This is a genomic window from Streptomyces sp. ISL-12, assembly GCF_018614415.1.
In the GTDB taxonomy this organism is placed as follows: domain Bacteria; phylum Actinomycetota; class Actinomycetes; order Streptomycetales; family Streptomycetaceae; genus Streptomyces.
The window spans coordinates 15,881-42,222 of sequence record NZ_JAGGOO010000013.1; the positions used below are offsets into that span (position 1 = coordinate 15,881).

The following is a 26,342-nucleotide window of genomic DNA, read 5'->3' on the forward strand; positions in this document are numbered from 1 at the left end:
TGCGCTCCAGTGGCGAGACTGTGGTTCCAGTGGAAACGTCAAGACGATAGCACTGATATTAACGACGGAATCATAGGTCGCGTATCATTGATTCATGTCATCACGGGAGCAGACCCGGCAGCGGGTCATCGAGGCCGCCATCGACCTGCTGACGCGCGGTGGGCGCGACGCGGTCACCACCCGCGCGGTCGCCGACGCGGCGGGCCTCCAGCCGCCGGCCATCTACCGGCTGTTCGGCGACAAGGACGGGCTGCTCGACGCGGTCGCCGAGTACGGCTTCACCGCGTTCCTCGCCACCAAGCGCGTCGATCCCGATCCCGAGGACCCCATCGCGGACCTCAGGGCGGGCTGGGACGTCGCGGCCGAGTTCGGGCTGGCCAACCCCGCGCTGTTCACGCTGATGTACGCCGAGCCCGCCAGGACCGCCTCGCCCGCTTTCGCGGCCGGCATGGAGATCCTGATGGGCCGGGTACGGCGGCTCGCCGCCGGTGGCTGGCTGCGCGTCGACGAGGGACTGGCGGCGCAGATCATCCACGCCACGGCGCGCGGCGCGGTGCTCACCTGGCTGTCGCTGCCCGAGGACCGGCGCGATCCGGCCCTGCTGACCGCCCTGCGGGAGGCCATGGTCGTCGCCGTCACCCACGAGAAGCCGGCCGTCCGGGAGGCGGGCCCGGCGGGCGCGGCCCGCGCCCTGCGCGCCGCGCTGACCGAGCGGACGCCCCTGAGCGACGCGGAGCGGCATCTGCTCAGGGAGTGGCTGAACCGCCTCGCCGACGGCGACTGACGCGTCCCGGTAGGCGCCGCCCTCAGGAGGAGGCGGGGGGCGCGAGTTCCGGCGGGCTCTTGTCCCGCCCGCCCGGGTGGCGGTGCCGCCAGATCCAGAACACCGCGCACGACACCAGCGCCCACCCGGCCAGCACCAGGAACGGGAACGCGTGCTGGTGCCCGGCGAAGTACACCGCGGTGTGCTGGGCGTTGACCGAGGCGCCCGGCGGCAGCCACTGCCCGATCACGCCCAGCGCGGACGGCAGCAGCGGCCAGGACACCGCGCCGCCGGACGACGGGTTGCCCAGCAGGATCATGACGCCCCAGGTCGGGAGCATCGCCCAGCGCCCGACCAGGGTGTTGAACATGGTGAACGTCATCCCGCTGGCGAACATCGTGAACGCGAGGATCAGCCAGGACTCCACGAACGGCAGGTCGAGAGCGCCCAGCAGCCAGTCGACGACCGCCGCGATGGCGAACCCGCCGAGCAGCGCGTAGGCGAGGGTGAAGCCGATCCGCTCCAGCGGGGTGAGCGCGCGGGCGTGCACGCTGAGCTGGATCGCGCCGACGAAGCCGATGATCACCGCCGCGAGCGAGATGTAGAAGATCGCCAGACCGCGCGGGTCACCGTCCTGGAGCGGATTGACGTCCCGCACGGTTACCGCCACGCCGGTGGCCTTCCCGACCGCCGGGGCCGCCTGCTCCAGCAGTTCCGCGACCGAGGCGCCCGAGGCGGAGGAGACGTCCAGCCGCACCTGCCGGCCGTTGTCGCGCAGCTCGAAGACGGCGAAGACGGACTGTTCCTCGACGGCCCGCACGGCCGCCGCCCGTGAGTCGTACGTACGGGTGTGGACCGAGGAGTTGAGGGCCTTGCCCAGCCCTTCCAGGAACGCCTTCCCCCGCCCCTGCTCGTACGAGCCGACGACGGCCGTGGGGAGCTGGTGCGGGGTCGGGTTGGCCATGGTGTACGTGTACGACCCGGCGAACAGACCGGCCGCCGCCGCCAGGATCAGCACCAGCACAGTGGCCGGCCACCACGGACCCTCGCGGAACCGCCTCCAGGCCCCCTCCCGTGCCGGGGGCGGGTTCTGGCCGTCGGGGGCCGTCTCGGGAGTCTCGTGCACGTTCGCTCGTCCTTGGTCGGGCCTGCCGGTCCGGTGCGGTGTACGACGGCGGTCATGAGGGGGTGGTGGCGGCTTGCCGGGGAGTGCGGCGGGGGAGACCGGTCCGGCACCCCGGCCGTCGACGGCTCCCGCCGCCCGCCGCTCCGCTCAGACCCGTACCAGCGGTGTGTCCACCAGGTGCTCCGCCAGGAACCAGGCCTGGAGTTCGTTGGTGCGGATGACGTCCGAGACCAGGATGTCGTTGGTGCCGTCGTCGCCCTGTTCCTGGACGACCGCGGCGGCGTCGTGGCAGTCGGCGAGGATCTGCTCGTGCGTCTCCAGCAGCCGCGACAGCATGGCCGGCACCTCCTCGACCCCGTCCGGCGGCCGGCGCACGGTGGTGATCTCCGCGACATGGCGGGGGTCGCCGACCGCGACACCGCCGAGCGTCTGGACCCGCTCCGCCATCGTGTCGATCAGTGCCAGCTGCTCGCCCGCGTGCTTGTCCATCAGCAGATGCAGCTGGTAGAACGTCGCCCCGCGCATCAGCCAGTGGTACTTCTTGTACAGGTCGTGCAGGATGCGCGTGTCCGCCAGGACCTTGTTGAGCCGCTGGGCGGAGTAGAGGCGGGTCTCCATGGACAGGGCCAAGGGGAACTGCTTGACGGTGCCGAACTCCTGGATGATCCGGCCCTGCTGATGCAGCCACGGCTGGCTGCCGTCGGTCTGGCGTGCCGGTGCCGCCGGCCTGGGATCGGTGCTCACGCCTGAACTCCTTCCACGGGGAGCCGAAGGGGAGTGCCGGCGCCTCGCGCGGCCGGACTCGGCCCCCTGCGACAGTCGACCAGCCGCCCGCCGGGCCCGCAAACGCTACGGCGCGGGCGAGGCACCCGGTCCCGACGGAAGGGCTGCGGACGGACCGCGCGGAGGGGGTTGTCCAGGCGTTCGCCCGACGCCTAAGGTCGGCCCGGGTGTAAGCGCTTTCCATCGACTGTCGTCCGCCGTTCACCGTCCGGCGCCCGCACCCCCGTGCTGTCGTCAGCGTCCGAGGAGGACCCCCGCATGTCCCCGCTCCCCGCCCGCCGCCGGGTGGCCGTCGTCGGCACCGGTGCCATCGTGGCCGGAGGCCATCTGCCCGCGCTCAGAGCCCATGCCGACCGGGTCGAGCTGGTCGCCGCCGTGGACGTGGACCCGGCCCGGCTCGACGCCTTCCGTGCCGAGGCCGGCCCCGAGGCCACCGGTCACACCTCGATGGGCGCCATGCTGGACGCCGTACGCCCCGACCTGGTCCTCATCGGCACCCCGCCGTCGCTGCACCGGGAGCAGACGGTGGCCGCGCTCAAGGCGGGTGCCTGGGTGCTGTGCGAGAAGCCGCTGTGCCTGTCGCTCGCCGAGTACGACGACATCGCGGCGGCCGAGCGGGCCTCGGGGGCGTACGCCTCCGTCGTCTTCCAGCACCGGTACGGCTCCGGCGCCGCGCACGCCCGCGAGCTGATCGCCGGCGGGGAGCTGGGCGCGCCGCTGGTCGCCCACTGCCAGACGACCTGGCACCGCGACGCCGCCTACTACGCGGTGCCCTGGCGCGGACGCTGGGCCACCGAGGGCGGCGGCCCGACCATGGGCCACGGCATCCACCAGTACGACCTGCTGCTCCACCTGCTCGGCCCCTGGGCGGAGGTCCGGGCGATGGCCGCGCGGCTGGTGCACGACACCGAGAGCGAGGACGTGTCCACCGCCCTGGTGCGGTTCGCGAACGGCGCCCTGGCCACCGTGGTCAACAGCGTCCTGTCGCCGGACGAGACGAGCCGCATCCGGGTGGACTGCGCCGACGCCACCGTGGAGCTGACCCACCTGTACGGCCACCGCAACGCCGACTGGACCTACACCCCGGCCCGGCACGTCGACGCCGGGCGCGCCGCCGCCTGGCGCACCCCGGCCGCCGACGTGCCCAGCTCCCACACCGCACAGCTCGGCGCGGTCCTCGACGCCTGGGACGCCGGGGAGCGGCCCCCGGGCAGCGGCGAGGAGGCCCGCGCCACCCTGGAGTTCGCCGCCGCCCTGTACAAGGCGGCGTTCACCGGACAGCCGGTACGCGCGGGGGAGATCGGCCCGGGCGACCCGTTCTACGCCGCGATGCACGGCGACCACCCCGACTGGGCCCCCGAGGAGCACGCATGAGCGACGGCATCCGCGTCACCCACACCCACGGCGAGGACATCACGGTCACGACGGCGGCCGGCACGGAGATCCTCCGGTACGTCTACCGCCCCGACCCCGACCCGTTCGAGTCCCGCAAGCCGTACGCCCACCCGGTGCGCACCCTGGCCGGGCGCACCGTGACCGGGTACCGCCCCAGCGACCACCGCTGGCACAAGGGCGTGCAGATGACGGCCAGTCACGTGTCCGGGCAGAACTTCTGGGGCGGCAACAGTTATGTCCACGGGCGCGGTTACCTGCCGCTGCCCGAGCGCGTCGGCTCGATGCGGCACGACGGCTTCGCGGAACTGACCGCCGAGGACGACCGGCTGGCCCTCACCGAGCACCTCACCTGGGTCGAGCACGGCGGCGCCGAGTGGGCCCGCGAGGAACGCGGACTGACCGTCCACTCGGTCGACGAGGAATCCGGCTCCTGGGCGCTGGACTGGTCGATCCGCCTCACCAACCTCCGCGCCGAGCCGCTGGTCTTCGGTTCACCGACCACCGCGGGCCGGGAGATGGCCGGCTACACCGGCCTCCAGTGGCGCGGCCCCCGCGACTTCACCGGCGGCACGGTTTTCACCCCGGCCGGAACGGGCGCCGGGGAACTGATGGGCACCCAGGGCCCGTGGCTGGCGTTCACCACCGAGCACGACGACGTGGACGCCCACTCCACCCTCGTCTTCGCGCACGCGCCCGAGAACCTCGACGAGAAGACCGCGATCCACCCCTCGCACTGGTTCGTGCGCGCCGAGCCGGTCCCGACCGTCGCGTTCTCCTGGGCGTTCTTCGAGGAGTTCGAGCTGGCGCCCGGGCAGTCCTTCGGCTACCGCTACCGGCTGGTGATCGCCGACGGCGCCTGGGACCGCGACCGGGTCGCCGCACACCTGGCCAAGCTGCCGTGGTGATCCCGCACCCGCTGCCCGGCGCCGTCGGCCTGTCCCACCTCAGCGCCTACGACTGGGAGTCCGCCGACGGGGTGTGCGGCGGCAGCCCGCACCTGCACCTGGTGTGCGTGGAGGCGTACGTCGTCACCGCCGGCCGGGGCGCGGTGCAGACGCTGAGCCCGGACGGCTGCCGGGACATCCCGCTGGGGCCCGGCTCGGTCGCCTGGTTCACGCCGGGCACGGTCCACCGCATGGTCCAGGGCGGCGGCCTGCGGATCACCGTGCTGATGCAGAACAGCGGACTGCCGGAGGCGGGCGACGCCGTCTTCACCTTCCCGCCCGAGGTGCTCGCCGACCCCGGCGCGTACGCCGCCGCGGCCACGCTGCCGCCGGGCGGCGGACCGGAGACGGAGGCCGCCGCCCGGCGTCGCCGGGACCTCGCCGTCGAGGGCTACCTCCCGCTGCGCGCGGCCCTGCTCGCCGGTGACGACACCCCGTTGCGCGCGTTCCAGCGGACCGCCGCCCGCCTGGTCCGCGACAAGGTGCCGGTCTGGCGCGAGGTGTGGCGGGCCGGCGCGCTGGCCGCCGCCGAACGCACCGGCGCGCAGCTCGACGCCCTGGCGGCCGGTGACCCGGCCCACCTCGACGGGGCGACCGCCCACGCGGCCTCGCCCACCCGGCTCGGCGGTTACGGCATGTGCGGGCGCCGGGACGAGTACGCCCTGCCGGGGACGACACTGCCGTACGAGGAGACCGGTCGCCCGCGTACGGGGCGGGAGTGACGGCCGTTCAACTCCCGTTCGCCCGCGGTCGACAAGAGTTGACGGCGCATTGGGAGCGGACGGGTGTGAGGGGGGCGCCGGGACGCGCATCATCCTCATGAACCCGCGGCCCGAGGGGCGGGCCGCGGCCTCATGGAGGTGTGGGATGCACCGCAGAAGACTCGTGACCGGTCTTGCCGCCTCGGCCCTTTCCGTCCTCACCGTCGTCGCCACCGCCACGGCCGCCGACGCCGTTCCCGCCGACAAACCGCAGGTGCTCGCGAGCTGGACCCAGACCAGCGCGTCGAGCCAGAGCCTGTGGACCGCAGCCCGCGCCAACCAGTCCGCCTGGTCCGCCTACGGGTTCGACTGGTCCACCGACTACTGCTCGTCCTCCCCGGACAACCCGCTCGGCTTCCCCTTCAGCGCCTCCTGCGCGCGACACGACTTCGGCTACCGCAACTACAAGGCGGCGGGCACCTTCACCGCCGACAAGGCCCGGCTCGACAGCGCCTTCTACGAGGACCTCAAGCGCGTCTGCGCCCGCTACACCGGCGGTACGAAGACCACCTGCGACGGAACGGCGTGGACGTACTACCAGGCCGTCAAGGCGTTCGGCTGACGCACCCCGGCCGGGTACGGGCCGTCACCGCCAGGGTGACGGCCGCACTCGCGACCCCCAGCACGGCCCCGGCGGCCACATCGCCCGGATAGTGCACGCCGGTGTGGATCCGCGCGTAGCCGATCGCGCCCGCCAGGGCGGCCAGCGGGACGGCGGCGGGCGGCAGCACCGTGCCGACGGCGGTGGCGAACGCGACCGCGGAGGCGGTGTGGCCGGACGGGAACGCCGCCGACGCCGGCATCGGCACCCGCCGGTCCACCGTGACCCGGGCGGCCTCCCGGTCGGGCCGCGGCCGGCGCACCAGGCGCTTGCCGAGCAGGTTGGCCGAGGCCGAGGCCAGGACGAGGGAACCGGCACCGACCGCCGCGGCCCGGCGCCGCCGCCTCCCGCCCAGGGCGAGCAGGGCGGCGATGGCGAGCGAGATCTTGGAGTGGTCGGCGGCGCGGGAGAGCCGCCGCAGCGTCCGGTCGAGCGCGGGTGTCGGCGTGGCGGCCACCGCGGCGTACAGGGCTCCGTCCACGGCCCGCAGATCACGCAGTACGGCGGCGGTCGGCTCGCTCATGTGCTCCTTCTCCCCGGGACGTCCGGACACCAGCCTGACCCGCAGGGGCCCGGACGGCGCCTCGGCCGGGCCCGTACGGGGCAGGTCCGAGTTACTGAAGATACCCCTAGGGGGTATGATGGAGGTGACGTGGCGCACGCACGTACCGAGCCCTGAGCCGAGGAGACGACGACCATGAACACGGGACTGCGGATCACCGCCTTCGCGGCCGCCCTGGCCGCGGCCTTCGGCACGGCCTACGGCGTGGGCGCCGCCCTCGACCCGGCCGTGGAGGACTCCGCGTCCGCCGCCCACGACGAGCACGGTGACCCGGCACGGATGCCGCAGGCCGGTGACGGTCACGCCGGGCACGAGAGCGTGCCGGCCGGCGGGCTCCAGATCGCCGAGGACGGCTACACGCTGGACCTGGACACGCCCCGCGTCACCGCCGGGCGGCGCACCGAGCTGAGCTTCACCGTCCGCGACGACCACGGGCGGGCCGTCACCGCGTACCGGCGTGAACACGGCAAGGAGCTCCACCTCGTCCTGGCCTCACGCGACCTGGGCACCTACCGCCACCTTCACCCGGAGCGAGCCGCCGACGGCACCTGGAGCACGCCCGTCGACCTGCCCCGGGCGGGCGGATACCGGGTCTTCGCCGACTTCACCCCGGCGGAGCGCGGCGCCGGGAACCTCACCCTCGGGGCCGACCTGGCGGCGTCCGGCTCCTACGCGCCGCACGACCTGCCGGCCCCGGTCGCCACCGCACGCGTCGACGGCTACGAGGTACGGCTGACCGGCGCCCTGCGTCCGGGTCAGGCGAGCAGACTGCGGCTGACGGTCGCCCGCGACGGCAGGCCCGTCACCGACCTCCAGCCCTACCTCGGCGCCTACGGCCACCTGGTCGCCCTGCGCTCCGGTGACCTCGCCTACCTCCACGTCCACCCGAACGGCGAACCCGGTGACGGCACCACGGAGCCCGGTCCCACCGTCTCCTTCACGGCCACCGCGCCCAGCGCCGGCGACTACCGGCTCTTCCTCGACTTCCGGCACGAGGGGAAGGTCCGGACGGCGGCCTTCACGGTCCGGGCAAGTACGGCACGGGAGGCGGCCACGCCGTCGCCGTCGGCCACCCCCACGGACGGCCACACCGACGCGCCCGGCACCGGCCACGGCCACTGAGCCCCCGGCCGGGGGCGGCGGCCCGGCGGCTCACACCGCGACGACCGTGATCCCCGCCTCTTCGAACCGCCGTACGGTGTCCGCGTCCACCGCCGCGTCCGTGACCAGCGTGTCCACCGTCTCCGCCGCGCAGATCCGGGCGAACGCCCGCCGGCCGAGCTTGGTGGAGTCGGCGGCCACCACCACGCGTCCGGCGCGCTCGCACAGCAGCCGGTTGATCGCGGCCTCCGCCTCGTCGTGGGCGGCGGCCCCGTGCGTCACGTCGAACGCCACGACACCCAGTACCGCCACGTCCATCGTGATCTGGCCGAGCACCCCGTCCGCGAGCGGCCCGATCAGTTCGTAGGACTGCGCCCGCGCCACCCCGCCGGTCACCACGATCTTGAACTGCGGCCGGACGGCCAGCTCGTTGGCGATGTTCAACGCGTTGGTGACCACGGTGAGCGCGGGCGTGCCCGAGGCGAGATCGGGGCGCACGGCCAGCGCGCGCGCCACCTCCGTGGTGGTCGTGCCGCCGGTCAGCCCCACCGCCTCGCCCGGCGCCACCAGGGCGGCGACGGCCTGCCCGATGCGCTCCTTCTCGGAGGCCCGCCGCGCCGTCTTGTACCGCAGCGGCAACTCGTACGACACCCCGTGCACGACCGCGCCGCCGCGCGTGCGCACCAGCATCTGCTGCTCGGCGAGCTGGTCGAAGTCGCGGCGGATCGTCGCGGCCGACACCGCCAGCTCGGCCGCCGCCTCCTCGACATCCAGCCGGCCGCGTTCGACGAGCAGCTCCAGCAGCGTCTTCCAGCGGGCGTCGCGCGACATGCGCACCCTCCGTTCCTCGGTCCCTGGCCGACCCTAACGCAGATGCTCACCCGTCAAATGCTTGATTGTGCTTGAAAGCTCGCTATACCTTGCAAGAACAATCAATCCAAGGGAGGGTGTGGCCATGACATACGTCGAGGACGAGCTCAACAGCCAGCCGGAGTGCTGGACCCGCGCCGCGGCGGAGGCGGCACGGCACGGCGGCGCGCTGCCGGCGGCGGGGGAGCGGGTCGCCATCGTCGGCTGCGGCACCTCGTACTTCATGGCCCAGGCCGCCGCGGCGCTGCGCGAGGAGACGGGCCAGGGCGAGACGGACGCCTTCGCCGCCTCGGAGTTCCCGCACGGCCGCTCCTACGACCGGGTCGTCGCCCTCACCCGCTCCGGCACCACCACCGAGGTGCTGGAGCTGCTCGGCCGGCTGCGCGGCCGTACCCGCACCACCGCGATCACCGCCGACCCCGCCACGCCCGTGATGACGGCCGCCGACGACCTGGTCGTCCTGGACTTCGCGGACGAACGCTCGGTGGTGCAGACCCGGTTCGCCACCACCGCGCTGACCCTGCTCCGCGCCCACCTCGGCCTGCCCGTCGAGCAGTCCGTCGCCGACGCCCGCACGGCACTCGCCGCGGACCTGCCCGAAGGGCTCGTCGGCCGCACCCAGTTCACCTTCCTGGGCCGCGGCTGGACCGTCGGACTGGCCAACGAGGCCGCCCTGAAGATGCGCGAGGCGTCCCTGTCCTGGACCGAGGCGTACCCGGCGATGGAGTACCGGCACGGCCCGATCAGCGTCACCACCTCCACCACGGCGACCTGGATGCTCGGCGAGGCGCCCGAGGGACTGGCCGAACAGGTCGCGGCCACCGGCGGGACGTGGGTGGCGGGCACCCTCGACCCGCTCGCCGAACTGGTCCGCGTCCAGCGGCTCGCGGTCGCCGTGGCCGCCGCCCGGGGTCTGGACCCGGACCGGCCGCGCCACCTCACCCGCTCGGTGATCCTCGCCCCCTGACGGGCCTCAGGAAAAGGACAGATCCGTGCCCCTCGCCACCACCGGCGACCTGGTCGCCCGCGCCGCGGCGGCGCGTACCGCGGTCGCCGCCGTCAACGTCATCACCCTGGAACACGTCGAGGCCGTCGTCGCCGGCGCCGAGTCCGTGGCCGCGCCCGTGATCCTCCAGGTCAGCGAGAACGCCGTGAAGTTCCGGCACGGCCGGCTCGAACCACTGGCCCGCGCCGCCGTCGCCGCCGCCGAACGCGCCGCCGTGCCCGTCGCCCTCCACCTCGACCACGTCAAGAGCGACGCCCTGCTGCGGCAGGCACCGGACGCCGGCTTCAGCTCCGTCATGTACGACGCCTCCCGGCTGCCGTACGCCGAGAACCTGGACGCGACGCGCGCGGCCGCCGACTGGGCGCACTCCCAGGGGCTGTGGATCGAGGCGGAGCTGGGGGAGGTGGGCGGGAAGAACGGTGAGCCGCCGCTGGACGCCCACGCGCCCGGCGCCCGCACCGACCCCGCCGAGGCCCGCGCCTTCGTCGCCGACTCGGGGGTGGACGCCCTGGCCGTCGCCGTCGGCAGTTCGCACGCCATGACGACCCGCACCGCCGCCCTCGACCACGACCTCCTCAAGGAACTGTCGACCGCGCTGGACGTCCCCCTCGTCCTGCACGGCTCCTCCGGCGTCCCGGACGGCGAACTCGCCGCGGCGGTCGCGGGCGGCATCGCCAAGGTCAACGTCGGCACCGCGCTGAACATCGCCCTGACCGGGGCGGTCCGGGCGCACCTCGCCGCACACCCCGAGGCGGTCGATCCGCGCGGTTACCTCGCGGTGGGCCGGGACGCCATGGGCCGTACGGTCGCCGACCTGGTCCGGGTGGTGGGCTCGGTCACTTCCTGACGGCCCGCAGCACGACGAACTTCGGGTCACTGGCGACCAGTTCGCTGTTGCCGAACAGGCGGCGCAGCTTGACGTGGTAGCCGAGGTGCCGGTTGCCGACCACCCACAGCTCGCCGCCCGGCCGCAGCGCGCGCCGGGCACCGTCGAACATGCGCCACGCGGTGGCGTCGGTGGTGGCCTGGTGGGAGTGGAACGGCGGGTTGTTGAGCACCAGGTCGACACTGCCGACCGGCACCCCGGCCAGCCCGTCACCGACCCGGAACTCGGCGTTCCCCCGCGCCCCGCTCGCCCGGTACGTCGCCTCCGCCGAGGCCACGGCCTGGAAGGACTCGTCGGTGAACAGCACGTCGGCCCCGGGGCCGGCCAGCGCCACCGCCGTACCGACGACGCCGTTGCCGCAGCCGAGGTCGACGACCTTCCCGGCCGGGTCCTCCGGCAGGTGCTGGAGGAAGAACCGGGTGCCGATGTCCAGCCGGTCGGCGCAGAAGACGCCCGCGTGGTTGACGACGGTCCGGCCCGAGACGGGACCGATGCCGTCGGGGAGCCGGTAGCTGAGCGGCCAGGGGTTGGCGGGCCGCTCCGACGACGGGTCCGGCGTGCAGAAGATGAGCCGGGCCTTCTTCTTCGCGAGGGAGGTCCGGGTCGGGCCGAGGGCCCGCTCGAACACCTCCAGCGTCGAGGTGTGGATCTCCTTCACCATCCCGGTGCCGACGACGACCGTGTCCGCGTGCACCGACGGCGCCAGCCGCAGCAACTGGTCCTCCAGCAGCGCCAGGCTCTTGGGCACCCGCACCAGCAGGACGTCGATCCGCTCCGGCGGCGGGTCCTGCGTGGTCAGCAGCCGTACCGCGCCCGGCTCCACGCCGTTGCGGGCGAGGTTGAGCCGGGTCGCCTCCCGGCCGAGGTGCGAGTCGGTGATCTGCACCGGCCGGTGCGCCGCCAGCGCCGTCACCAGCGCGCCCCAGCGGTCGCCCAGGGCCACGACCGTCCCGGACAGCGGCACCCGCTCCTGGGCGAGATGCCCGAGCAGATACTCGTCGGAGGCGTCCCAGGCGCGCAGCCGGTCGCGCGGATCCTCGGGGAACCGGGTCAGCACCGGCTCGCCCCACTCGGTCGTCATACGGTCGTCACGGTCGTCCATCGTGCGTCCAGGCTAGCGGAGCCGCAGCTCAGGACCGGTCGGCGGCGGGAGGGCGCAGGATGGAGCACATGGACGCCGAGCTGTTCCCCCGAGGCCGTACCGAGATCGCGCCCGGCGCCGTCCACCTGCCGGACTGGCTGGACGCCGGGCTCCAGCGCGAGCTGCTCGACGCGTGCCGCCGGTGGGCCCGCCCGCCCGCGGGACTGCGCACCGTCCGCACCCCCGGCGGCGGCACGATGACCGCCCGGCAGGTCTGCCTGGGATGGCACTGGGGCCCCGTACGCGCCTGCCCGAGCTGCGGCCGGGCCGTGCGGGACAACCCGGACTGCCCCGGCCCGCACGCGTACCCGTACGCCTACTCCCGCACGCCGACGGAGACGGCGCCCCGGTCAAGCCCTTCCCCGCCCGGCTCGGCGACCTGGCCCGCCGCGCGGTGACCGACGCGCTGGGCGCGCGGGCGGTGCCCGCGGCGCCGTACGACATCGCACTCGTCAACTTCTACGACGCCGACGCCCGGATGGGCATGCACCGCGACGAGGACGAGCTGTCGGACGCGCCGGTGGTCTCGCTCAGCCTCGGCGACACCTGCGTCTTCCGCTTCGGCAACACCGAGACCCGCGCCCGCCCCTACAGCGACGTCGAACTGCGCGGCGGCGACCTGTTCGTCTTCGGCGGCCCGGCCCGGTTCGCCTACCACGGGGTCCCACGGGTACACCCCGGCACGGCGCCGCCGGAGCTGGGGCTCGTCGGGCGGCTGAACATCACCCTGCGGGTGAGCGGGCTCCAAGGGGCTTCCCCGGCGCGGGCTTCCCCGGCACAGATCATGGGAGACTCACCTCCATGAGCGGCAAGGCGGACCCCCGGAGAACGGCGGACGGTACCACCTCCAGGACGCGGCTGGACCGGGGGCGCGGGGCGCTCGGCCCCGCGTTGGAGCTCGTGCACACCGGACGCGCGCCCACCCGCGCCGTCCTCACCGCCGAACTCGGCGTGACCCGGGCCACGGCCGGTGCGGTCGCCGCCGAACTGGAGGCGCTCGGCCTGATCCGGGTCGACGCCCGGCCCGGCGCCCCCGCCGGTTCCCAGGGCCGGCCCTCGCACCGTCTCGCCGTCGCCGAGGACGGCCCCGTCGCCCTCGCCGCCCAGGTCCACGCCGACGGATACCGGGCCGCGCTGGTCGGGCTCGGCGGCCGGATCGTCGCCACCACCCCCGGCTGCGAGATCGTCGACGCCGACCCGGCCAAGGTCCTCGGCTCCGTCGTGGAGGCCGGCGCCGAACTGCTGGAGCGCACCGGACGGCGCTGTGTCGGCGCCGGGCTCGCCGTACCGTCGGCGGTGGCCGAACCGGAGGGCCTCGCGCTCAACCCGCTGCACCTGGCCTGGCCGGCGGGCGCCCCCGTCCGGCAGATCTTCGCCGAGCGGGTGCGCGCCGCCGGCCTCGGCGGACCCGCCTTCACGGCCAACGACGTCAACCTCGCCGCCCTCGCCGAACACCGGCACGGCGCCGGGCGCGGGTCACGCGACCTGCTCTGCGTGGCCACCGGCCACCGGGGCGTCGGCGGCGCCCTGGTCCTCGACGGCCGCCTGCACTCGGGCAGTTCCGGTCTCGCCCTGGAGGTCGGCCACCTCACCGTCAACCCCGAGGGCCGCCCCTGCCACTGCGGCAGCCGCGGCTGCCTGGACGTGGAGACCGACCCGCTGGCCTTCCTGACCGCGGCGGGACGCGAACCGGGCCCGGAGCAGTCCCTGCTCCAGCAGTCCGTCGACCTGGTCCGCGACCACTACACCGACCCGGCCGTGCGCACCGCCGCCGAGACCCTCCTCGACCGCCTCGGCCAGGGCCTGGCCGGCCTGGTGAACATCCTCAACCCGGACCGCATCATCCTCGGCGGCCTCCACCGCGATCTGCTGCGCGCCGACCCCGACCGGCTGCGCGCGGTGATCGCCGGCCGCAGCCTGTGGGGACAGAGCGGCGGCGTCCCCGTCCTGCCCTGCGCGCTGGACCACAACAGCCTGGTGGGCGCCGCCGAACTGGCCTGGCAGCCGGTCCTCGACGACCCGCTGGCGGTACTCGGCTGACCGCCGGGCCGGGCCCGCCGGCTCCTCGCCGGGCGCCGGCACCGCTCCCCGGAGGGGGCGGTCACCGTCCGGTCAGCCGGCGACGGCCGACCGGGCCGGAGCGGCGCGTGCCACCTGCGCGAACGGCTCGGCGGACACCTCCTCGACCAGGCGCCGTGGCGGGCGGCCGGACAGGGCCGGCAGCGACGGTGGCGTGGCGAGGGCGAACCAGACGACCTTGCCGGACTCGCCGTCCGGCCGGGCGCCCCAGCTCTCGCTCATCGCGGCCACCATGGCGAGACCGCGCCCGCAGGTCGCGAGCGGCTCGGCCGTATCCACCACGGGCAGCCGCGGGTCGCGGTCCCGTACCGACACCGTGAGCCGGTCGGGCAGCAGCTCGATCTCCACGGTGCACGTCTTGTCGGGCCGGGCATGCTGGTGGACGTTGGTCAACAGCTCCGTCACGCCGAGCGCGGCCCGGTCGACGAGGGAGTCGAGATGCCAGTAGCGCAATTGCGCAGATACGATTCTGCGGACCTGGCCGATCCGCGACGGCAGGGCTTGGAGCTCCACCGTGCAGTGCCTGCTTGGGTGACTGATCACGGCTGCGACTCCCCGACATAGAGGTCCGGAAGAACACTGAGGACGGATCCAGCAGGCGCCTGCGTCACGCGACCGCCTGCTGTCGTGGCCGGCGGGCTGGTTCGCAGCGTTATCGCCGGTAAACCCAGAGTGACGTGAGACCAGCGTGGCGCAAGGGGTGAGGCAGCGCAACTTACGGACATCTCACCCGCTGTGTCCCGCCGCCCGGCGCACGGCCTCGATGAACCGGCGTGCCGCCGCCGGGCCCGACTCGCCCGGCACCGGGGCCGACTCGCCGAGGGTCAGCAGGTACCGCTTGCCGTCCAGCTCCGCGAGGGCCCGGTCCCCTGGGGCGAACCAGGGCCTGGAGGCCCGCACCGACCGCACCGGCGCACTGTCGATCTCGCTGCCGTAACTGGTCAGCAGCTCCAGCCGGCCGTCGCTGATCCGCACCTGCCCGGCCCGCGTGAGCGAGCGGAGCCACTTGTCTATCCGCACCCCCGTCGCCGTGAACTCCGGCTCCGCCATGCCGCCGCCCCCTCGTGCGCGTCGGTGGCCGGACCGTGCTCCGGGCGGGCCGGTGCCGGCTCGTACAGTGATCCAGTGTGCCCCTGGGCGGGGCTCGGGTCCCACCCGGAGCAGTGTGCCCGCCCCCGGCGTGGAGCACCAGTGCGCGCGGGTCCCTTCCCGGCACGGCCCGGAGCACTGGCGCGAATGCGCCCCCGCCCCGCCCCGCATCCCGCTCCAGACGTTCCTTTGAGCCTCCCCAAGGGGCCTTTATGCAGGTGAGAGACGTGCGGGAAACATGCTTATGATCGGCGCAGGCGGCCCGGCCGGGCGCCGTCGGCGCCAGCGTGAGGAGCCGTGCCATGAGCACTCCCCAGCCCATCGGGACCGGTGCGACCCTGGACGTCGACCGCGGCGACACGGCGTACCGGGCGTGGCTGAAAGAGGCCGTCCGCAAGGTCCAGGCCGACGCCAACCGCTCGGCCGACACGCATCTGCTGCGGTTCCCGCTGCCCGAGCCCTGGGGCATCGACCTCTACCTCAAGGACGAGTCGACCCACCCGACCGGCAGCCTCAAACACCGGCTCGCCCGCTCCCTGTTCCTCTACGGCCTGTGCAACGGCTGGATCCGGCCGGGCCGCCCGGTGATCGAGGCGTCCAGCGGTTCGACGGCCGTCTCCGAGGCGTACTTCGCGAAGCTGATCGGCGTCCCCTTCATCGCCGTCATGCCGCGCACGACCAGCGCCGAGAAGATCCGCCTCATCGAATTCCACGGCGGACAGTGCCACTTCGTGGACGACTCGCGGAAGATGTACGAGGAGTCGGCCCGCCTCGCGGCGCAGACCGACGGGCACTACATGGACCAGTTCACCTACGCCGAGCGGGCCACCGACTGGCGCGGCAACAACAACATCGCCGAGTCGATCTTCCGTCAGCTGCGTCTGGAGCGGTTCCCGGAACCGGCCTGGATCGTCGCCACGGCCGGCACGGGCGGCACCTCCGCGACCCTCGCCCGCTACGTCCACTACATGCAGTACGACACCCGGATCTGCGTCGCCGACCCGGAGAACTCCTGCTTCTTCGACGGCTGGACCACCGGTGACCCGGACGTCACCTGCGACTGCGGCTCCCGGATCGAGGGCATCGGCCGGCCCCGCATGGAGCCGAGCTTCGTGCCGGGCGCGATCGACCGGATGATGAAGGTGCCCGACGCGGCGAGCGTCGCCGCCGTCCGCGCCCTGGAGCGGGTCATCGGCCGCAAGGCGGGCGGTTCCACCGGCACCGGCCTGTGGAGCGCGCTGAAGATCGTCGCCGAGATGGTGGCCGCGGGCCGCAGGGGCAGCGTGGTGACGCTGCTGTGCGACCCGGGGGACCGGTACCTCGACAAGTACTACTCCGACGCCTGGCTGGCCGAACAGGGCCTGAGCATCGAGCCGTACACCGCGGCCATCGAGTCCCTGCTGCACACCGGCGTCTGGCCCGACTGACGGCCGGGCGCCGGCCGAGCGACGTCCCGCGCGCGCCAAGCGCCGGTCCAATACGCCGACCGTCCCCTTGGGGGTGTCCGCAAAGTCACGCCTGCCTCGCGACGCCTGGCACGCACTCTCGCCGCACCGGGCGAACACCCGAGTGCAACCAGTACGCGGGCGTCCGCCCGGCACTCCCCCAGCCTGCGACCGGGGACCCCAGAGCACGCACCAGACGCCGCGAGGCCGCCCTCCGGGCGGACGACGCGACTTTGCGGACACCCCCTTGAACGCCCGCCCCGGACCGGGCCGCGCGGCACCAGCCGGAAGAGCGCCGTGCCGTCCGCGGCGAAGGTCCACCGCAGCCGCGTCCCGCCGCCACTCCTCGGCCGGTCCCCGTGCCCCCGGCGCGTCGGTGGCGTCCACCCGGTACGCGTACCGCTCGGACCGACCGGTCGGCGTCGAGGACGGTCTCCTGGAAACGCGTGCCGCCTCGCAGCCGGATCTCCCGGCCGTCCCCGTCCGGCGTGGGCCGGGCGATCGTCACCTGCGGGAACCACGCCGCCCAGCCGGCCACGTCCTCGGCGAGCGCGGTGAACACCGTCTCCGGCGCGGCGGTGACAGCCCCGGAGAAGACCAGCCGTACGGGAGCCGTCGTGAGGAAGTCCGGCCCCACCGGGCGCAGTCGGTGCGTCATACGGACACCCCGGGTGCCGCGGTGAGCCGGCCGTGGACGGGTGGAGGCGCCACCCTGCCCGGCGCCCCGCCGGATGTCAGCGGCGTCCGTCAGCCGTCCTGCTCCGGCTCGCCCGCCACGGCCCCCGCCACGACCACCCGCACATGCTCCGCGACCTCCGCGCGCGCCTCCTCGGGCAGCCCCGCGTCCGTCACCAGCGTGTCCACCCGCGCCAGCTCCGCGAACGAACTCAGGCCCACCACACCCCACTTTGTGTGATCGGCGACCACGACGACGCGCCGCGCCGACTGCACCAGCCGCCGGTTGGTCTCGGCCTCCGCGAGATTCGGCGTGGACAGCCCGGCCTCCACCGATATGCCGTGCACACCCAGGAAGAGCACGTCGAAGTGGAGCGCAGCGATCGCCTGGTCGGCCACCGGGCCCACCAGCGAGTCGGACGGCGTGCGCACCCCGCCGGTCAGCACCACCGTCGCCGCGGCCTGCCGCGCCCCCGAGGTGCGCTGCGCCGCGTGGAAGACGTCGGCCACCCGCACCGAGTTGGTCACCACCGTCAGATCCGGCACATCGACCAGCCGGTGCGCCAGCGCGTACGTCGTCGTACCGCCCGACAGCGCGATCGCCGCGCCCGGCGCGACCAGTTCCGCCGCGGCCCGCGCGATCTCCTCCTTGGCGGTCGGCTCCAGACCCGACTTGGCCTCGAAACCGGGCTCGTGCGTACTCGCCTCGACCACCGGCACCGCACCGCCGTGCACCTTCTCCAGCACACCCTGCCGGGCCAGCGCGTCCAGATCGCGGCGGACCGTCATGTCCGACACGCCGAGCCGGCGGGTCAGCTCGTTGACCCGGACGCCGCCCCGGCGCCGTACCTCGTCGAGGATCAGGGCCCGCCGCTGCTCCGCGAGGAGGTTCTGATTCTCGCTCACGTACGCTCCGGTCCTTTCGCCGCCACCAGTCCGACCCGCCCGGCGCGCCCGCTCCGACGAGGACGTCCGCACGCCCTGGTGCGCCGACGCACCATCCTCGCACGCCCCGTCACGGGGCGCGCCACCGCCCACCCGTCGCGCACATGTCACTCAGACCTCACCGGAACGCCGCCAGTCACACGCTTGGGGGAGATTCCGTGGGGAGGGGTGTACGCGACCCGCTCAGCGGAGATCCTGTGCCCGCACGGACACAGCCGACGGCGCGTCACGGGGGAAGTGCGACACAGTGGAACAGGCGCAGGAACGGTCCGCACACCAGGGCGCGGCGGACGGCGGACAGGGCACCGGCACCGCCCTGGAACTCCTGGTGCACGGCGTGGGCGGCACCACCCCGCAGGAGATGCTCGACGACCCGCGCACGGTACGGGTCACCGGCGACGACATCGCGGCCGTCTTCCGCCGCGCCGAGGACGCCGACGCCGAGGCACGCCCCGAGGACTACCGGGACAGACCGGTGCCCGAGGCGTACGTCTGGTGCAACCTCACCTCCGGCGACGGCACCCGCGCCCTGTGGCTGCTGCTCCTGCCCTTCATGGTGGCCAACCTCGCCCACTGGATGCGCCCCGCCGCCACCGGACACACCCGGACGGTGCGCCTGTACGGCCTGCTGGTGCGGCTCGCCGGGCTGACCCTGACGGTGCTGCTGGTCGCCGCCGCCGCGGAGGTCGCCCTGGACCTCGCGGCCTGGCAGTGCGCCGGCACCGAGGCGTGCGCCACGCGCCACTCCTGGCTGGGCTTCCTCTCCCCGGCCGGCCCCGACGCCGGCTGGTGGAGCGCCCCCGGCCGCCGGCTCGCCCTGGCCGCCCTGGTGCCCGCCGCGCTCACCGGCCTGCTCTGGTACCTGTCCCTGCGCACCTGGCGCGCCTACGAGTCCCAGCAGCCGATGGAGCGCGATCCGGAAGCCGGGACGGAGAGCGGGCACAACGCCCTGGGCCGGCCCGGGTTCTGGTACGGGCGCCGGCTGGTGGCCCGGCTGCGCGCCGCGCACACCGCCGCCGGGCTGCTGACCGTCGCCGCCGCCCTCGCCGTACCCGCGGCCCGCTTCGACCGCCGGGCCGGCGGACCCGCGTTCCTGGACACCGGCGGGTGGCTCCTTCAGACCGCCCTGGTCGTCATGGCCGCCGTCGTGGTGGGCGTGGTCTGCCGCCGGGGCCGCGGCGAACGGATCCTCGACCGAGGGCTCGACGAACACCTCGTACGGCGGCTGCCGCTCGCCGCGCTCGCCCTGCTGCTGCTCGCCGCGGTGTACGCCGGATGGCAGCGGCCGGGGTGGGCGTCCGCCGGGCGGCTGCCGGGCGACGCGGTCTTCGGCGGCCTCGCCCTGGCCCAGGGGCTGCTGGTCGTCGCCCTCGCCGCCGTCGCCCACGTGCTGCACCGGGCCGCGCCCGACCCGCGCGCCGCGATGCGGGGCCTGGGCGGACCCGCCGTCGCGATGCTGGCCTGCGCCCTCGGCGGCGTCATGTCCGGCGGCGTCGCCCAGCGGGTGTCGGACTGGCTGGACGGCACCGGCACCTCGCTCGCCGGTCCGCCGGTCCTGCTGACCTGGCAGGCGTCCGTGATCCCGCCGCTGCTCGTCGTGGTCCTCGCGCTGTGCGCCCTGCTCGCCCGGCGCGCCTGGTCCCGGGCCCGCGCCGAACGCGCCGCCGTGGCCGGTGACCACGCGGCCGAGGCCGGGGACCCGGCCCGTACCCGCCGGATCGCCGCCGTCCGCGCGATGGCCGGCCTCACCGACCTGGCACCGCTCCTGGTCGCCGTCGTCTCCACCGCGACCTTCCTGCTCGGCATGGGCGCCCTCGCCGGCGCCCTGACCACCGGACGGACCCCGGCGAAGGCCGCGGAAGGGACGTACGCCGTCGTGCACGGCGCCGCCCAGACCGCGCAGGCCGTGGGCTCCTGGCTGATCGGCCTCGGCTTCATACTGTTCGTCACCTGGGGCCGCCGCGCCTACAAGGACGCCTCCGCGCGGCGCACCATCGGCATCCTGTGGGACGTCGGCACCTTCTGGCCGCGCGCCGCCCATCCCTTCGCCCCGCCCTGCTACGCCGAGCGCGCCGTGCCCGACCTGACCTGGCGCATGGCCACCTGCCCCCGGGCCACCGGGGGAAAGCTGGTGCTGTCCGGCCACTCCCAGGGCAGCGTGCTCGCCGCCGCCGCGGCCTGGCAACTGGAGCCGTCCGCCCGCGGCCGGGTCGCCCTGCTCACCTACGGCTCCCCGCTGGAGCGGCTCTACGGCCGCTGGTTCCCCGCCCACTTCGGACCGGCCGCGCTCGCCTCCCTGCACCAGGAGATCGACTGCTGGCGCAACCTGTACCGGCACACCGACCCGATCGGCGGCCCGGTCCGGCTGCCCGGCGACTGCGGCCCGGAGGTCGACCGCGAGGCCCTGAAGGACCCGCTCTCCTACGGCCGCACCGCCGAGCACCCGCTGCCCGCCCCGATCCTCGGGCACGGCGACTACCAGGCCGACCCGGCGTTCGCCGAGGAACGCCGGCGGCTGCTGGCCCGGCTGCGCCCCCAGGTGCCGGCACCCCGGCCCGAGGAGGACGGGACGCGGGCGGTGCCGGGCGCCGACGGCGGGCCTCAGGGCTGCTCGGGCAGGTCCTCGGCGTAGAGCAGGGTCAGCTCGTCCGTGCTGGGGTCCGCGACCTGCGCGACCCGGCTCGCGTGCCGCTCCACCATCGCCTCGAAGGTCTGGCGCGCGGTACGGCCGTTGCCGAACGCCGGCCCCTTGGGCAGCGCCGCGAAGTACTTCAGCAGCCCCTCGGCGGCGCCCGGCGCCAGCCGGTACTCGTGCTCGTCGGCCTGCTGCTCCACGATCCGCAGCAGTTCCTCGGGCCCGTAGTCGCCGAAGGTGATGGTCCGCGAGAAACGGGACGCCACACCGGGGTTGACGGACAGGAACCGCTCCATCTCCGCCGTGTAGCCGGCGACGATCACCACGACCGCGTCGCGGTGGTCCTCCATCAGCTTCACGAGGGTGTCGATGGCCTCCTTGCCGAAGTCGCGGCCCGCGTCCTCGGGGGAGAGCGCGTACGCCTCGTCGATGAACAGCACGCCGCCGTGCGCCTTCTGGAACGCCTCCTGGGTGCGGATCGCCGTGGAGCCGATGTGCTCGCCGACCAGGTCCACCCGGGACACCTCGACCAGGTGCCCCTTGTCCAGGACGCCCAGGGAGGCCAGGATCTCGCCGTACAGCCGGGCCACCGTCGTCTTGCCGGTGCCGGGGGAGCCGGTGAAGACCAGGTGCCGCTTGACCGACGCCGCCTTCAGGCCCGCCTGCTGCCGGCGCCGGCCCACCTCGATCATGTCGATCAGGGCGCGCACCTCGCGCTTGACGCTCTCCAGGCCCACCAGCGCGTCCAGTTCGCCGAGGACGTCCTGAGAGTCCCGGGCCGGCCGCTCGGGCGCGGCGGCCGTGACGAGGGGCTCCTGCTCGGTGCTGCGCTGCCCGGGGATCGAGCCCAGCAGCCCGGGGGAGCGGGTCACCGTGTGCACGGCGGGCTCCCGTGTCTCGGGCGGCGTCCGCAGGCTCGTGCTCTCGTCGCTGGTGCAGTCCTCGACCACGGGCCCCGCGTCGCCCGCGTCCGGCCCGGCGTCCGCGAACTCGTACCCGCCGCGCGCGCACCGCTCGGTGCGGCACTTGCGCAGCGTGGTGCGGCAGCCGTCGATCACATGGAAGCCGTAGCCGCCGCTGTTGGTCACCCGGCAGTCGAGGAAGCTGCCGCGGCCCCCGGCCGACACATAGGCGCCGGCCTCGCCGGGGGAGTCGATGGTGCAGCGCTCGATGGTCGGATCGGCGCCCTTGGTGACGATCACTCCGGTACGGGTGGAGTCGACGGAGCAGTTGTTCAGCGTGCCGCCGCTGCCGTGGTCGCGGAACCAGGCGCCGGTCGCCGCCTCCCGGATACGGCAGTCGTCGAGCTGGGCGGTGGCGCCGTCACTCACCGACACCGCGGTGTTGCGCACCTGCGACAGGTCGCTGTCGACGACGTCGGCGCGCGAGCCCCGGTCGAGGACGAACAGGGCGTCCGGCACGTCGTGCACCCGGCAGGAGTCGAGCACGGCGGTGGCGCCGTCGCTGACCCAGACGGCCGGGTAGTCGCCCGTGCTGTCGAAGATCTCGCACTGGTTGGCGTCCACGCGGGTGCCCGGGTCCCACACCGACAGGCCGTTGCGGCCGAACTGCCGCACGGTGGTGCGGGTCAGGGTGAGGACGGAACGGGAGCGCAGGTCCACCGCGTTCTCGGGGATGTCGTGGATGCGGCAGTCGGCGAGGGTGAGCACCGCGTCGGTGTCGAGCGTGATGCCGTCGGCGGTGGTGCGGTGTACGTCGCAGTCGGTGAGGTGCGCGGTGGCCCGGCCGGTGACCTGGACGCCGCTGCCCCGCACCTCGTAGATCTCGCACCCCACGGCCTCCAGCGAGGAGTGCTCGCCCGTCGCCGTCAGGCCCGAGCCGGCGGCGTGGTGGACGCGGCAGCGGTCCAGCCGGGGGCGGGCGCCGGAGCGCACCGCGACGCCCTCCTGGCCGGCCGCGACGACCTCGCACTCCTCGAACACCCCGCCCCCGCCGTCGACCACGGCGATGCCGATGCCCGCCGGGTTGTCGACGGAGCACCGCCGCACCGTCGGCCGCGCGCCGCCGCGCACCTCTATCCCGGCGGCGGACCGGGTGACGACCCGGACGTCGAGCAGTTCCGGGGTGCCCTCCTCGATCAGTACGGCGGGTGCCGCCGCGTCCTGTCCCTCGACGTGCAGGTCCTGCACCACGGCCGAGGCGCGCACGGTGAGCGGCACCCCGTCCACGGGCGCGATCCGCACCGATCCGTGGGAGCCGTCGGGACCGCGCAGGGTCACCGCCCGCCGCACCACGAGGTTCTCCCGGTAGGTGCCGGGGGCGATGGTGAGCACGTCACCGTCGGCCGCGGCCTCCAGGGCGGCGGCGAGTGATGCGTACTCGCCCGTGCGGCGCCGCCACCGCGACGTGCCGGTGTGCGTCACCTGGACCGTGCCCTGTGCCATGGCGTTGCTGTGCCCCCACCTCGTTGGTTCGATGGCTCGTTCACCGCCGGGGCGTGCCCCGGTGGTCTCTCACGCGCGGGTCGATGCCGAAACGGGTTCGGCCGGTCCACCGTAGCGTGCGCCGGAGGGGTGGGCCGACCGGAGGCGAAGCCGGTCAACTGCCGGTGCCCGTCCTGCCCCAGTCCGGACCGGCCTGCTCCCATGCCTGGTCCAGGCGGGCGTAGCGGCGGCGGACCATGCGCCAGACGACCAGCCGTCGCGCCCCTTCGGCCAGGGCGGCGGCCGCGAGGGCGGCGCCGGTCCCGGCGAGCACGGCGTGGGTCGCGGCGGTGGCGGCGTCGAGCGGGCGGGCCACCGTCCGGCCGTGCTCGTCCGTCCATATCGGGAAGCGGTCGCCGGGGTGCGGGCTGTCGGCGACCGTCAGGACGGGGCCGTGCCGGGCGGAGCCGTCCGGTGCCGTCCACTCGGCGAGGACCCGGCTGCGCGGGGGAGCCGCGGCGGCGGCCTCCGGGTCGACGTCCAGCGGCGAGGGGTCCAGCTCGCGGACGACGGTGGCCGTCACCCGGTGGCGGGTCTCCTGCTGGTCGTGGACCGACCGTCGCAGGGCGTCGGCGGCGGCCGTGCCCACCACCACGCCCACCACGGGTGCGACGCACACGATCAGCACCAGGGTGGCCAGCGCCACCCAGGCCTCGGCCAGGTCGGTCGCGCGGCGCAGCGGATTGTGCCGCCAGCGCCACAGTCCCCCGATCGCTCGCACGGTCCGCACCCCCTTCCCGCTCCGTGACAACCCCGGACCGAGCCGTTCATGAGCGCAGCCGTCGAAGAGAGAGCGAGATCACCCCCCGGCGGATCCCGCCGGGCGCCCCGGCGGACCTCTCATGAACTTCTCATCCGGGTCAACGCGCGGGCCCTGCCCCCGGGTTCCCGCCGGCAGACCAGTGCTCCGCCGGGTCAGCCGTCGACGGTGACCGGGTCGCCGACGCGGACCGTGCCGCGGGTCAGCGGCACCAGGTTCTGTCCGAAGAGCAGCTTGCCGCCGTGCCGGCGGTGGCGCCCCAGGGTGTGCAGGGGTTCCCGGCCGCGGACGGCGGTGTCCTGGTCGGTGGTGGTCACCACACAGCGTCCGCTCGGCTTGGCGACCCGGAAGGAGACCTCGCCGATGGTCACGCGCGACCAGTCGTCCTCCGCCCACGGCTCGGTGCCGGACACCACCACGTTGGGCCGGAAACGGTCCATGGGCAGTGGGCCCTCCGCGGCGTGACCGCCCCGCGCGATCAGCGAGTTGAGGGCGTCCAGGGAGGCCGTGGTCGTCAGCAGCAGCGGGTAGCCGTCGGCGAAGGACACGGTCTCGCCCGGTCGCGCGTACTCCGGGTCGACGGGCCGGCGGGTGGCGGGGTCGTCCAGGTACACCAGCCGGGTCCGCGCCCCCACATAGGCACCGCACCACGCGTGCGCGGCCTCGTCGGCGGCCGGTGTCACACGGACCTTGTCACGGAAGAGCTCCACCGTGACCGTCTCCCCAGGGTCCGGGACGGGTACCGACAGCGGCCGCGCGCCGGGCGCGGACAGCCGTATGCCGCCGCCGGGCAGCGGCTCGGCGGCGGCCAGCGCGAGGCGTGGCCACTGGCGTTGCGTGACGACCTTTCCCCCGTCGTCGACCAGCATCCAGCGCCGGTCTCCGGCCAGCCCCCAGGGCTCCACCTCCGCCTCCCGGGGCGCGAAACCCCGGAACGCCTTGACCGGATGTACGTGAATCGACCGCAGTCGCGCGTTCCCCATGGGGTCATCGTGCCAGGCGGCACCGACAGTCGGGCCGGCTCAGTAGCCCCGGTACTGCTGGTTGTTGTACGGGTCCTGGTACGGAGCCGGGGCCGGTGCGGGCCGGGGCGCCGCGGGGCGCATCGCCTCGTACCCGGCCGGGGCGGGCGCCGCCGGGCGGGGCTGCTGGGGCTGCTGGGGCGCGGGGTAGCCACGCGGCGCCGACATCTGCTGCGGGATGTAGGGGGCGGGGGCCTGCTGCAGCGGCGCGGGCTGGGGGGCCTGCTGCGGATAGCCGTAGGAGGGCTGGGAGGGCGCGGCCGGCAGCGCGGGGAGCGCCGAGGGGAGGGCGGGCAGGTGGCTGCCCGGGGTGTCGTACGCGGCGGGGACCCGGATCGGGGCGATCTGCGGGGTGCCCCGTTCGGCCACGAGCGAGTCGTAGATCGGGGTGTCCGGGAAGGAGGCGGAGTAGTAGCCGCCGCCATAGGTGGAGCGGGGGGAGGTCATGGCACATAAGTTAAGCCCACGATGTGCTGGTTGGGGAGACCGATAAGAGGGTTGTTTTCCGTGTCCGCCGTGACCTGAGATCCCCAATGCGAGCGAACTTGATGAAAAAGGGCATGCCCGGAACGCGATCTTCTGATAAAGGCCGACTTGCGCGCGTGTTACCGGCCGGTTGCGGCCCGGTTCCACGGCCTGGTCCGCCCGGACCGGCGGCCGGACGACGGCGGAAACGCGCCGCGCGCGGCAGAATGGACGGACCGCACGGAACGCGCCCAGGGGCGTTGTCGGCAAGAAATAAAGGGGGCCGGACATGTTCATGGCCAAAGGAGCGAACACCGTGGTGCCGACGGGGGCGCTGCGCGTGGAAATGGGCTGGCGTTCCGGACCGGGCGTGCCCGACGTGGACGCCTCGGCACTGCTCCTGGTGAACGGAAAAGTCCGTTCCGACGCGGACTTCGTCTTCTACAACCAGCCGGCGCACACCTCCGGCGCCGTCCGCCACGAGGGCAAGCGGGAGGCCGGCGGCCGGGTGACCGACAGCCTGCTCGTCGACCTCGCGGGCGTGGAGCCCGCCATCGAGACGGTGGTCCTCGCCGCCTCCGCCGGCGGCGGCTCCTTCGGCCAGGTCCCCGGCCTCTGCATCGAGGTCCGCGACGCGGCGGGGGGCGCGGTGGCGGCCCGCTTCGACAATCCGGGGGCGACGGTCGAAACGGCCTTCGTCCTGGGCGAGTTCTACCGCCGCCAGGGCACCTGGAAGTTCCGTGCCGTCGGCCAGGGCTACCGCAGCGGGCTGGAGGGCCTGGCCACGGACTACGGCATCACGGTGGACGAACCGGGGCGGACGCCCCCGCCCCGGGCCGCCTCG

24 protein-coding genes and 2 pseudogenes are annotated in these 26,342 nt (G+C 74.4%); 13 read left to right on the forward strand and 13 right to left on the reverse strand.

What is annotated here, in order from left to right:
- Positions 1-94 precede the first annotated feature (94 nt).
- Complete coding sequence (locus J7I94_RS03845; protein WP_215165086.1) at positions 95-784, forward strand: TetR/AcrR family transcriptional regulator; 690 nt, start codon at positions 95-97, stop codon at positions 782-784.
- Between the two features lie 22 nt (positions 785-806).
- Here J7I94_RS03845 and J7I94_RS03850 read toward each other — a convergent pair whose 3' ends face one another.
- Positions 807-1,889, reverse strand: a complete 1,083-nt coding sequence (locus J7I94_RS03850) for an ABC transporter permease (protein ID WP_215165087.1) — start codon at positions 1,887-1,889, stop codon at positions 807-809.
- A 147-nt stretch (positions 1,890-2,036) separates the two neighbouring features.
- The gene (locus J7I94_RS03855) at positions 2,037-2,633 is read right to left on the reverse strand and encodes a Dps family protein (RefSeq protein ID WP_215165088.1); all 597 of its coding nucleotides are present in this window, start codon (positions 2,631-2,633) and stop codon (positions 2,037-2,039) included.
- A 297-nt stretch (positions 2,634-2,930) separates the two neighbouring features.
- Between J7I94_RS03855 and J7I94_RS03860 the strand changes: the two genes are divergently transcribed.
- From J7I94_RS03860 to J7I94_RS03875, 4 genes are all read left to right on the forward strand, one after another.
- The gene (locus J7I94_RS03860; protein ID WP_215165089.1) at positions 2,931-4,046 is read left to right on the forward strand and encodes a Gfo/Idh/MocA family protein; all 1,116 of its coding nucleotides are present in this window, start codon (positions 2,931-2,933) and stop codon (positions 4,044-4,046) included.
- Entirely contained in the window at positions 4,043-4,972 is a 930-nt protein-coding gene (locus J7I94_RS03865) for a PmoA family protein (RefSeq protein WP_215165091.1), read from the forward strand. The genes J7I94_RS03860 and J7I94_RS03865 overlap by 4 nt, the downstream gene beginning before the upstream one ends.
- Entirely contained in the window at positions 4,969-5,733 is a 765-nt protein-coding gene (locus J7I94_RS03870; RefSeq protein WP_308114488.1) for a cupin, read from the forward strand. Before J7I94_RS03865 ends, J7I94_RS03870 begins: the two co-directional genes overlap by 4 nt.
- Before the next feature lie 145 nt (positions 5,734-5,878).
- Positions 5,879-6,334, forward strand: a complete 456-nt coding sequence (locus J7I94_RS03875; RefSeq protein WP_215165095.1) for a phospholipase — start codon at positions 5,879-5,881, stop codon at positions 6,332-6,334.
- On the opposite strand, the gene J7I94_RS03880 is transcribed toward J7I94_RS03875, so the two are convergent.
- Complete coding sequence (locus J7I94_RS03880; RefSeq protein ID WP_215165097.1) at positions 6,318-6,896, reverse strand: phosphatase PAP2 family protein; 579 nt, start codon at positions 6,894-6,896, stop codon at positions 6,318-6,320. The two genes, J7I94_RS03875 and J7I94_RS03880, sit on opposite strands and share 17 nt — an antisense overlap.
- A 174-nt stretch (positions 6,897-7,070) precedes the next feature.
- On the opposite strand from J7I94_RS03880, the gene J7I94_RS03885 reads away from it, so the two are divergent.
- Entirely contained in the window at positions 7,071-8,057 is a 987-nt protein-coding gene (locus J7I94_RS03885) for a DUF748 domain-containing protein (RefSeq protein WP_215165099.1), read from the forward strand.
- Between the two features lie 30 nt (positions 8,058-8,087).
- On the opposite strand, the gene J7I94_RS03890 is transcribed toward J7I94_RS03885, so the two are convergent.
- Positions 8,088-8,867, reverse strand: coding sequence for a DeoR/GlpR family DNA-binding transcription regulator (locus J7I94_RS03890; protein WP_215165100.1), 780 nt, complete (start codon positions 8,865-8,867; stop codon positions 8,088-8,090).
- A gap of 124 nt (positions 8,868-8,991) precedes the next feature.
- Between J7I94_RS03890 and J7I94_RS03895 the strand changes: the two genes are divergently transcribed.
- Complete coding sequence (locus J7I94_RS03895) at positions 8,992-9,873, forward strand: SIS domain-containing protein (protein WP_215165101.1); 882 nt, start codon at positions 8,992-8,994, stop codon at positions 9,871-9,873.
- 25 nt (positions 9,874-9,898) lie between these two features.
- Entirely contained in the window at positions 9,899-10,759 is an 861-nt protein-coding gene (locus tag J7I94_RS03900) for a class II fructose-bisphosphate aldolase (RefSeq protein WP_215165102.1), read from the forward strand.
- Here the strand turns inward: J7I94_RS03900 and J7I94_RS03905 are convergent.
- Positions 10,749-11,879: a methyltransferase gene (locus J7I94_RS03905; RefSeq protein WP_215165118.1), complete on the reverse strand. Its 1,131-nt coding sequence runs from the start codon at positions 11,877-11,879 to the stop codon at positions 10,749-10,751. The two genes, J7I94_RS03900 and J7I94_RS03905, sit on opposite strands and share 11 nt — an antisense overlap.
- An 89-nt stretch (positions 11,880-11,968) precedes the next feature.
- Here J7I94_RS03905 and J7I94_RS03910 point away from each other — a divergent pair.
- Together J7I94_RS03910 and J7I94_RS03915 are read left to right on the forward strand one after the other, a co-directional pair.
- Positions 11,969-12,744: pseudogene (locus J7I94_RS03910) on the forward strand (alpha-ketoglutarate-dependent dioxygenase AlkB).
- On the forward strand, positions 12,741-13,979 hold the full coding sequence (locus tag J7I94_RS03915; protein WP_215165103.1) for an ROK family protein: 1,239 nt from the start codon (positions 12,741-12,743) through the stop codon (positions 13,977-13,979). The pseudogene J7I94_RS03910 and the gene J7I94_RS03915 overlap by 4 nt, the downstream one beginning before the upstream one ends.
- 72 nt (positions 13,980-14,051) lie before the next feature.
- Here J7I94_RS03915 and J7I94_RS03920 read toward each other — a convergent pair whose 3' ends face one another.
- Both J7I94_RS03920 and J7I94_RS03925 read right to left on the reverse strand, forming a co-directional pair.
- On the reverse strand, positions 14,052-14,561 hold the full coding sequence (locus J7I94_RS03920) for an ATP-binding protein (protein WP_215165104.1): 510 nt from the start codon (positions 14,559-14,561) through the stop codon (positions 14,052-14,054).
- Positions 14,562-14,744: 183 nt separating this feature from the next.
- A complete protein-coding gene (locus J7I94_RS03925; protein ID WP_215165105.1) occupies positions 14,745-15,068 on the reverse strand; it encodes a hypothetical protein in 324 nt (107 codons plus the stop codon).
- A 341-nt stretch (positions 15,069-15,409) separates the two neighbouring features.
- On the opposite strand from J7I94_RS03925, the gene J7I94_RS03930 reads away from it, so the two are divergent.
- The gene (locus J7I94_RS03930; RefSeq protein WP_215165106.1) at positions 15,410-16,534 is read left to right on the forward strand and encodes a PLP-dependent cysteine synthase family protein; all 1,125 of its coding nucleotides are present in this window, start codon (positions 15,410-15,412) and stop codon (positions 16,532-16,534) included.
- Positions 16,535-16,774: 240 nt separating this feature from the next.
- Here J7I94_RS03930 and J7I94_RS38110 read toward each other — a convergent pair.
- Together J7I94_RS38110 and J7I94_RS03935 are read right to left on the reverse strand one after the other, a co-directional pair.
- A pseudogene (locus J7I94_RS38110) lies at positions 16,775-17,210 on the reverse strand (SRPBCC family protein); the annotation flags it as partial.
- An 89-nt stretch (positions 17,211-17,299) separates the two neighbouring features.
- Complete coding sequence (locus J7I94_RS03935; protein ID WP_215165107.1) at positions 17,300-18,133, reverse strand: DeoR/GlpR family DNA-binding transcription regulator; 834 nt, start codon at positions 18,131-18,133, stop codon at positions 17,300-17,302.
- A gap of 286 nt (positions 18,134-18,419) precedes the next feature.
- Between J7I94_RS03935 and J7I94_RS03940 the strand changes: the two genes are divergently transcribed.
- Complete coding sequence (locus tag J7I94_RS03940) at positions 18,420-20,804, forward strand: hypothetical protein (RefSeq protein ID WP_215165108.1); 2,385 nt, start codon at positions 18,420-18,422, stop codon at positions 20,802-20,804.
- Here J7I94_RS03940 and J7I94_RS03945 read toward each other — a convergent pair.
- The 4 genes from J7I94_RS03945 to J7I94_RS03960 all read right to left on the reverse strand — a co-directional run bounded on the left by J7I94_RS03945 (position 20,774) and on the right by J7I94_RS03960 (position 25,480).
- On the reverse strand, positions 20,774-23,212 hold the full coding sequence (locus tag J7I94_RS03945) for a right-handed parallel beta-helix repeat-containing protein (RefSeq protein ID WP_215165109.1): 2,439 nt from the start codon (positions 23,210-23,212) through the stop codon (positions 20,774-20,776). The two genes, J7I94_RS03940 and J7I94_RS03945, sit on opposite strands and share 31 nt — an antisense overlap.
- A gap of 154 nt (positions 23,213-23,366) precedes the next feature.
- Entirely contained in the window at positions 23,367-23,972 is a 606-nt protein-coding gene (locus J7I94_RS03950; protein WP_215165111.1) for a hypothetical protein, read from the reverse strand.
- 194 nt (positions 23,973-24,166) lie between these two features.
- A complete protein-coding gene (locus J7I94_RS03955) occupies positions 24,167-24,994 on the reverse strand; it encodes an MOSC domain-containing protein (RefSeq protein ID WP_215165114.1) in 828 nt (275 codons plus the stop codon).
- A 39-nt stretch (positions 24,995-25,033) separates the two neighbouring features.
- The gene (locus J7I94_RS03960) at positions 25,034-25,480 is read right to left on the reverse strand and encodes a DUF6643 family protein (protein WP_215165116.1); all 447 of its coding nucleotides are present in this window, start codon (positions 25,478-25,480) and stop codon (positions 25,034-25,036) included.
- Positions 25,481-25,793: 313 nt separating this feature from the next.
- On the opposite strand from J7I94_RS03960, the gene J7I94_RS03965 reads away from it, so the two are divergent.
- Positions 25,794-26,342, forward strand: a 549-nt coding sequence (locus J7I94_RS03965) for a TerD family protein (RefSeq protein WP_215165119.1), incomplete at its 3' end; no start/stop codon positions are given.

Excerpts from the sequence above, each read along its gene's own strand:
- J7I94_RS03885 (WP_215165099.1), top strand. The coding sequence starts at position 7,071 with ATGAACACGGGACTGCGGATCACCGCCTTCGCGGCCGCCCTGGCCGCG.
- J7I94_RS03915 (WP_215165103.1), top strand. The coding sequence starts at position 12,741 with ATGAGCGGCAAGGCGGACCCCCGGAGAACGGCGGACGGTACCACCTCC.
- J7I94_RS03895 (WP_215165101.1), top strand. The coding sequence starts at position 8,992 with ATGACATACGTCGAGGACGAGCTCAACAGCCAGCCGGAGTGCTGGACC.
- J7I94_RS03960 (WP_215165116.1), bottom strand. The coding sequence starts at position 25,480 with ATGACCTCCCCCCGCTCCACCTATGGCGGCGGCTACTACTCCGCCTCC.
- J7I94_RS03925 (WP_215165105.1), bottom strand. The coding sequence starts at position 15,068 with ATGGCGGAGCCGGAGTTCACGGCGACGGGGGTGCGGATAGACAAGTGG.
- J7I94_RS03880 (WP_215165097.1), bottom strand. The coding sequence starts at position 6,896 with ATGAGCGAGCCGACCGCCGCCGTACTGCGTGATCTGCGGGCCGTGGAC.
- J7I94_RS03955 (WP_215165114.1), bottom strand. The coding sequence starts at position 24,994 with ATGGGGAACGCGCGACTGCGGTCGATTCACGTACATCCGGTCAAGGCG.
- J7I94_RS03865 (WP_215165091.1), top strand. The coding sequence starts at position 4,043 with ATGAGCGACGGCATCCGCGTCACCCACACCCACGGCGAGGACATCACG.
- J7I94_RS03905 (WP_215165118.1), bottom strand. The coding sequence starts at position 11,879 with ATGACGACCGAGTGGGGCGAGCCGGTGCTGACCCGGTTCCCCGAGGAT.
- J7I94_RS03930 (WP_215165106.1), top strand. The coding sequence starts at position 15,410 with ATGAGCACTCCCCAGCCCATCGGGACCGGTGCGACCCTGGACGTCGAC.
- J7I94_RS03890 (WP_215165100.1), bottom strand. The coding sequence starts at position 8,867 with ATGTCGCGCGACGCCCGCTGGAAGACGCTGCTGGAGCTGCTCGTCGAA.
- J7I94_RS03945 (WP_215165109.1), bottom strand. The coding sequence starts at position 23,212 with ATGGCACAGGGCACGGTCCAGGTGACGCACACCGGCACGTCGCGGTGG.
- J7I94_RS03875 (WP_215165095.1), top strand. The coding sequence starts at position 5,879 with ATGCACCGCAGAAGACTCGTGACCGGTCTTGCCGCCTCGGCCCTTTCC.
- J7I94_RS03845 (WP_215165086.1), top strand. The coding sequence starts at position 95 with ATGTCATCACGGGAGCAGACCCGGCAGCGGGTCATCGAGGCCGCCATC.
- J7I94_RS03860 (WP_215165089.1), top strand. The coding sequence starts at position 2,931 with ATGTCCCCGCTCCCCGCCCGCCGCCGGGTGGCCGTCGTCGGCACCGGT.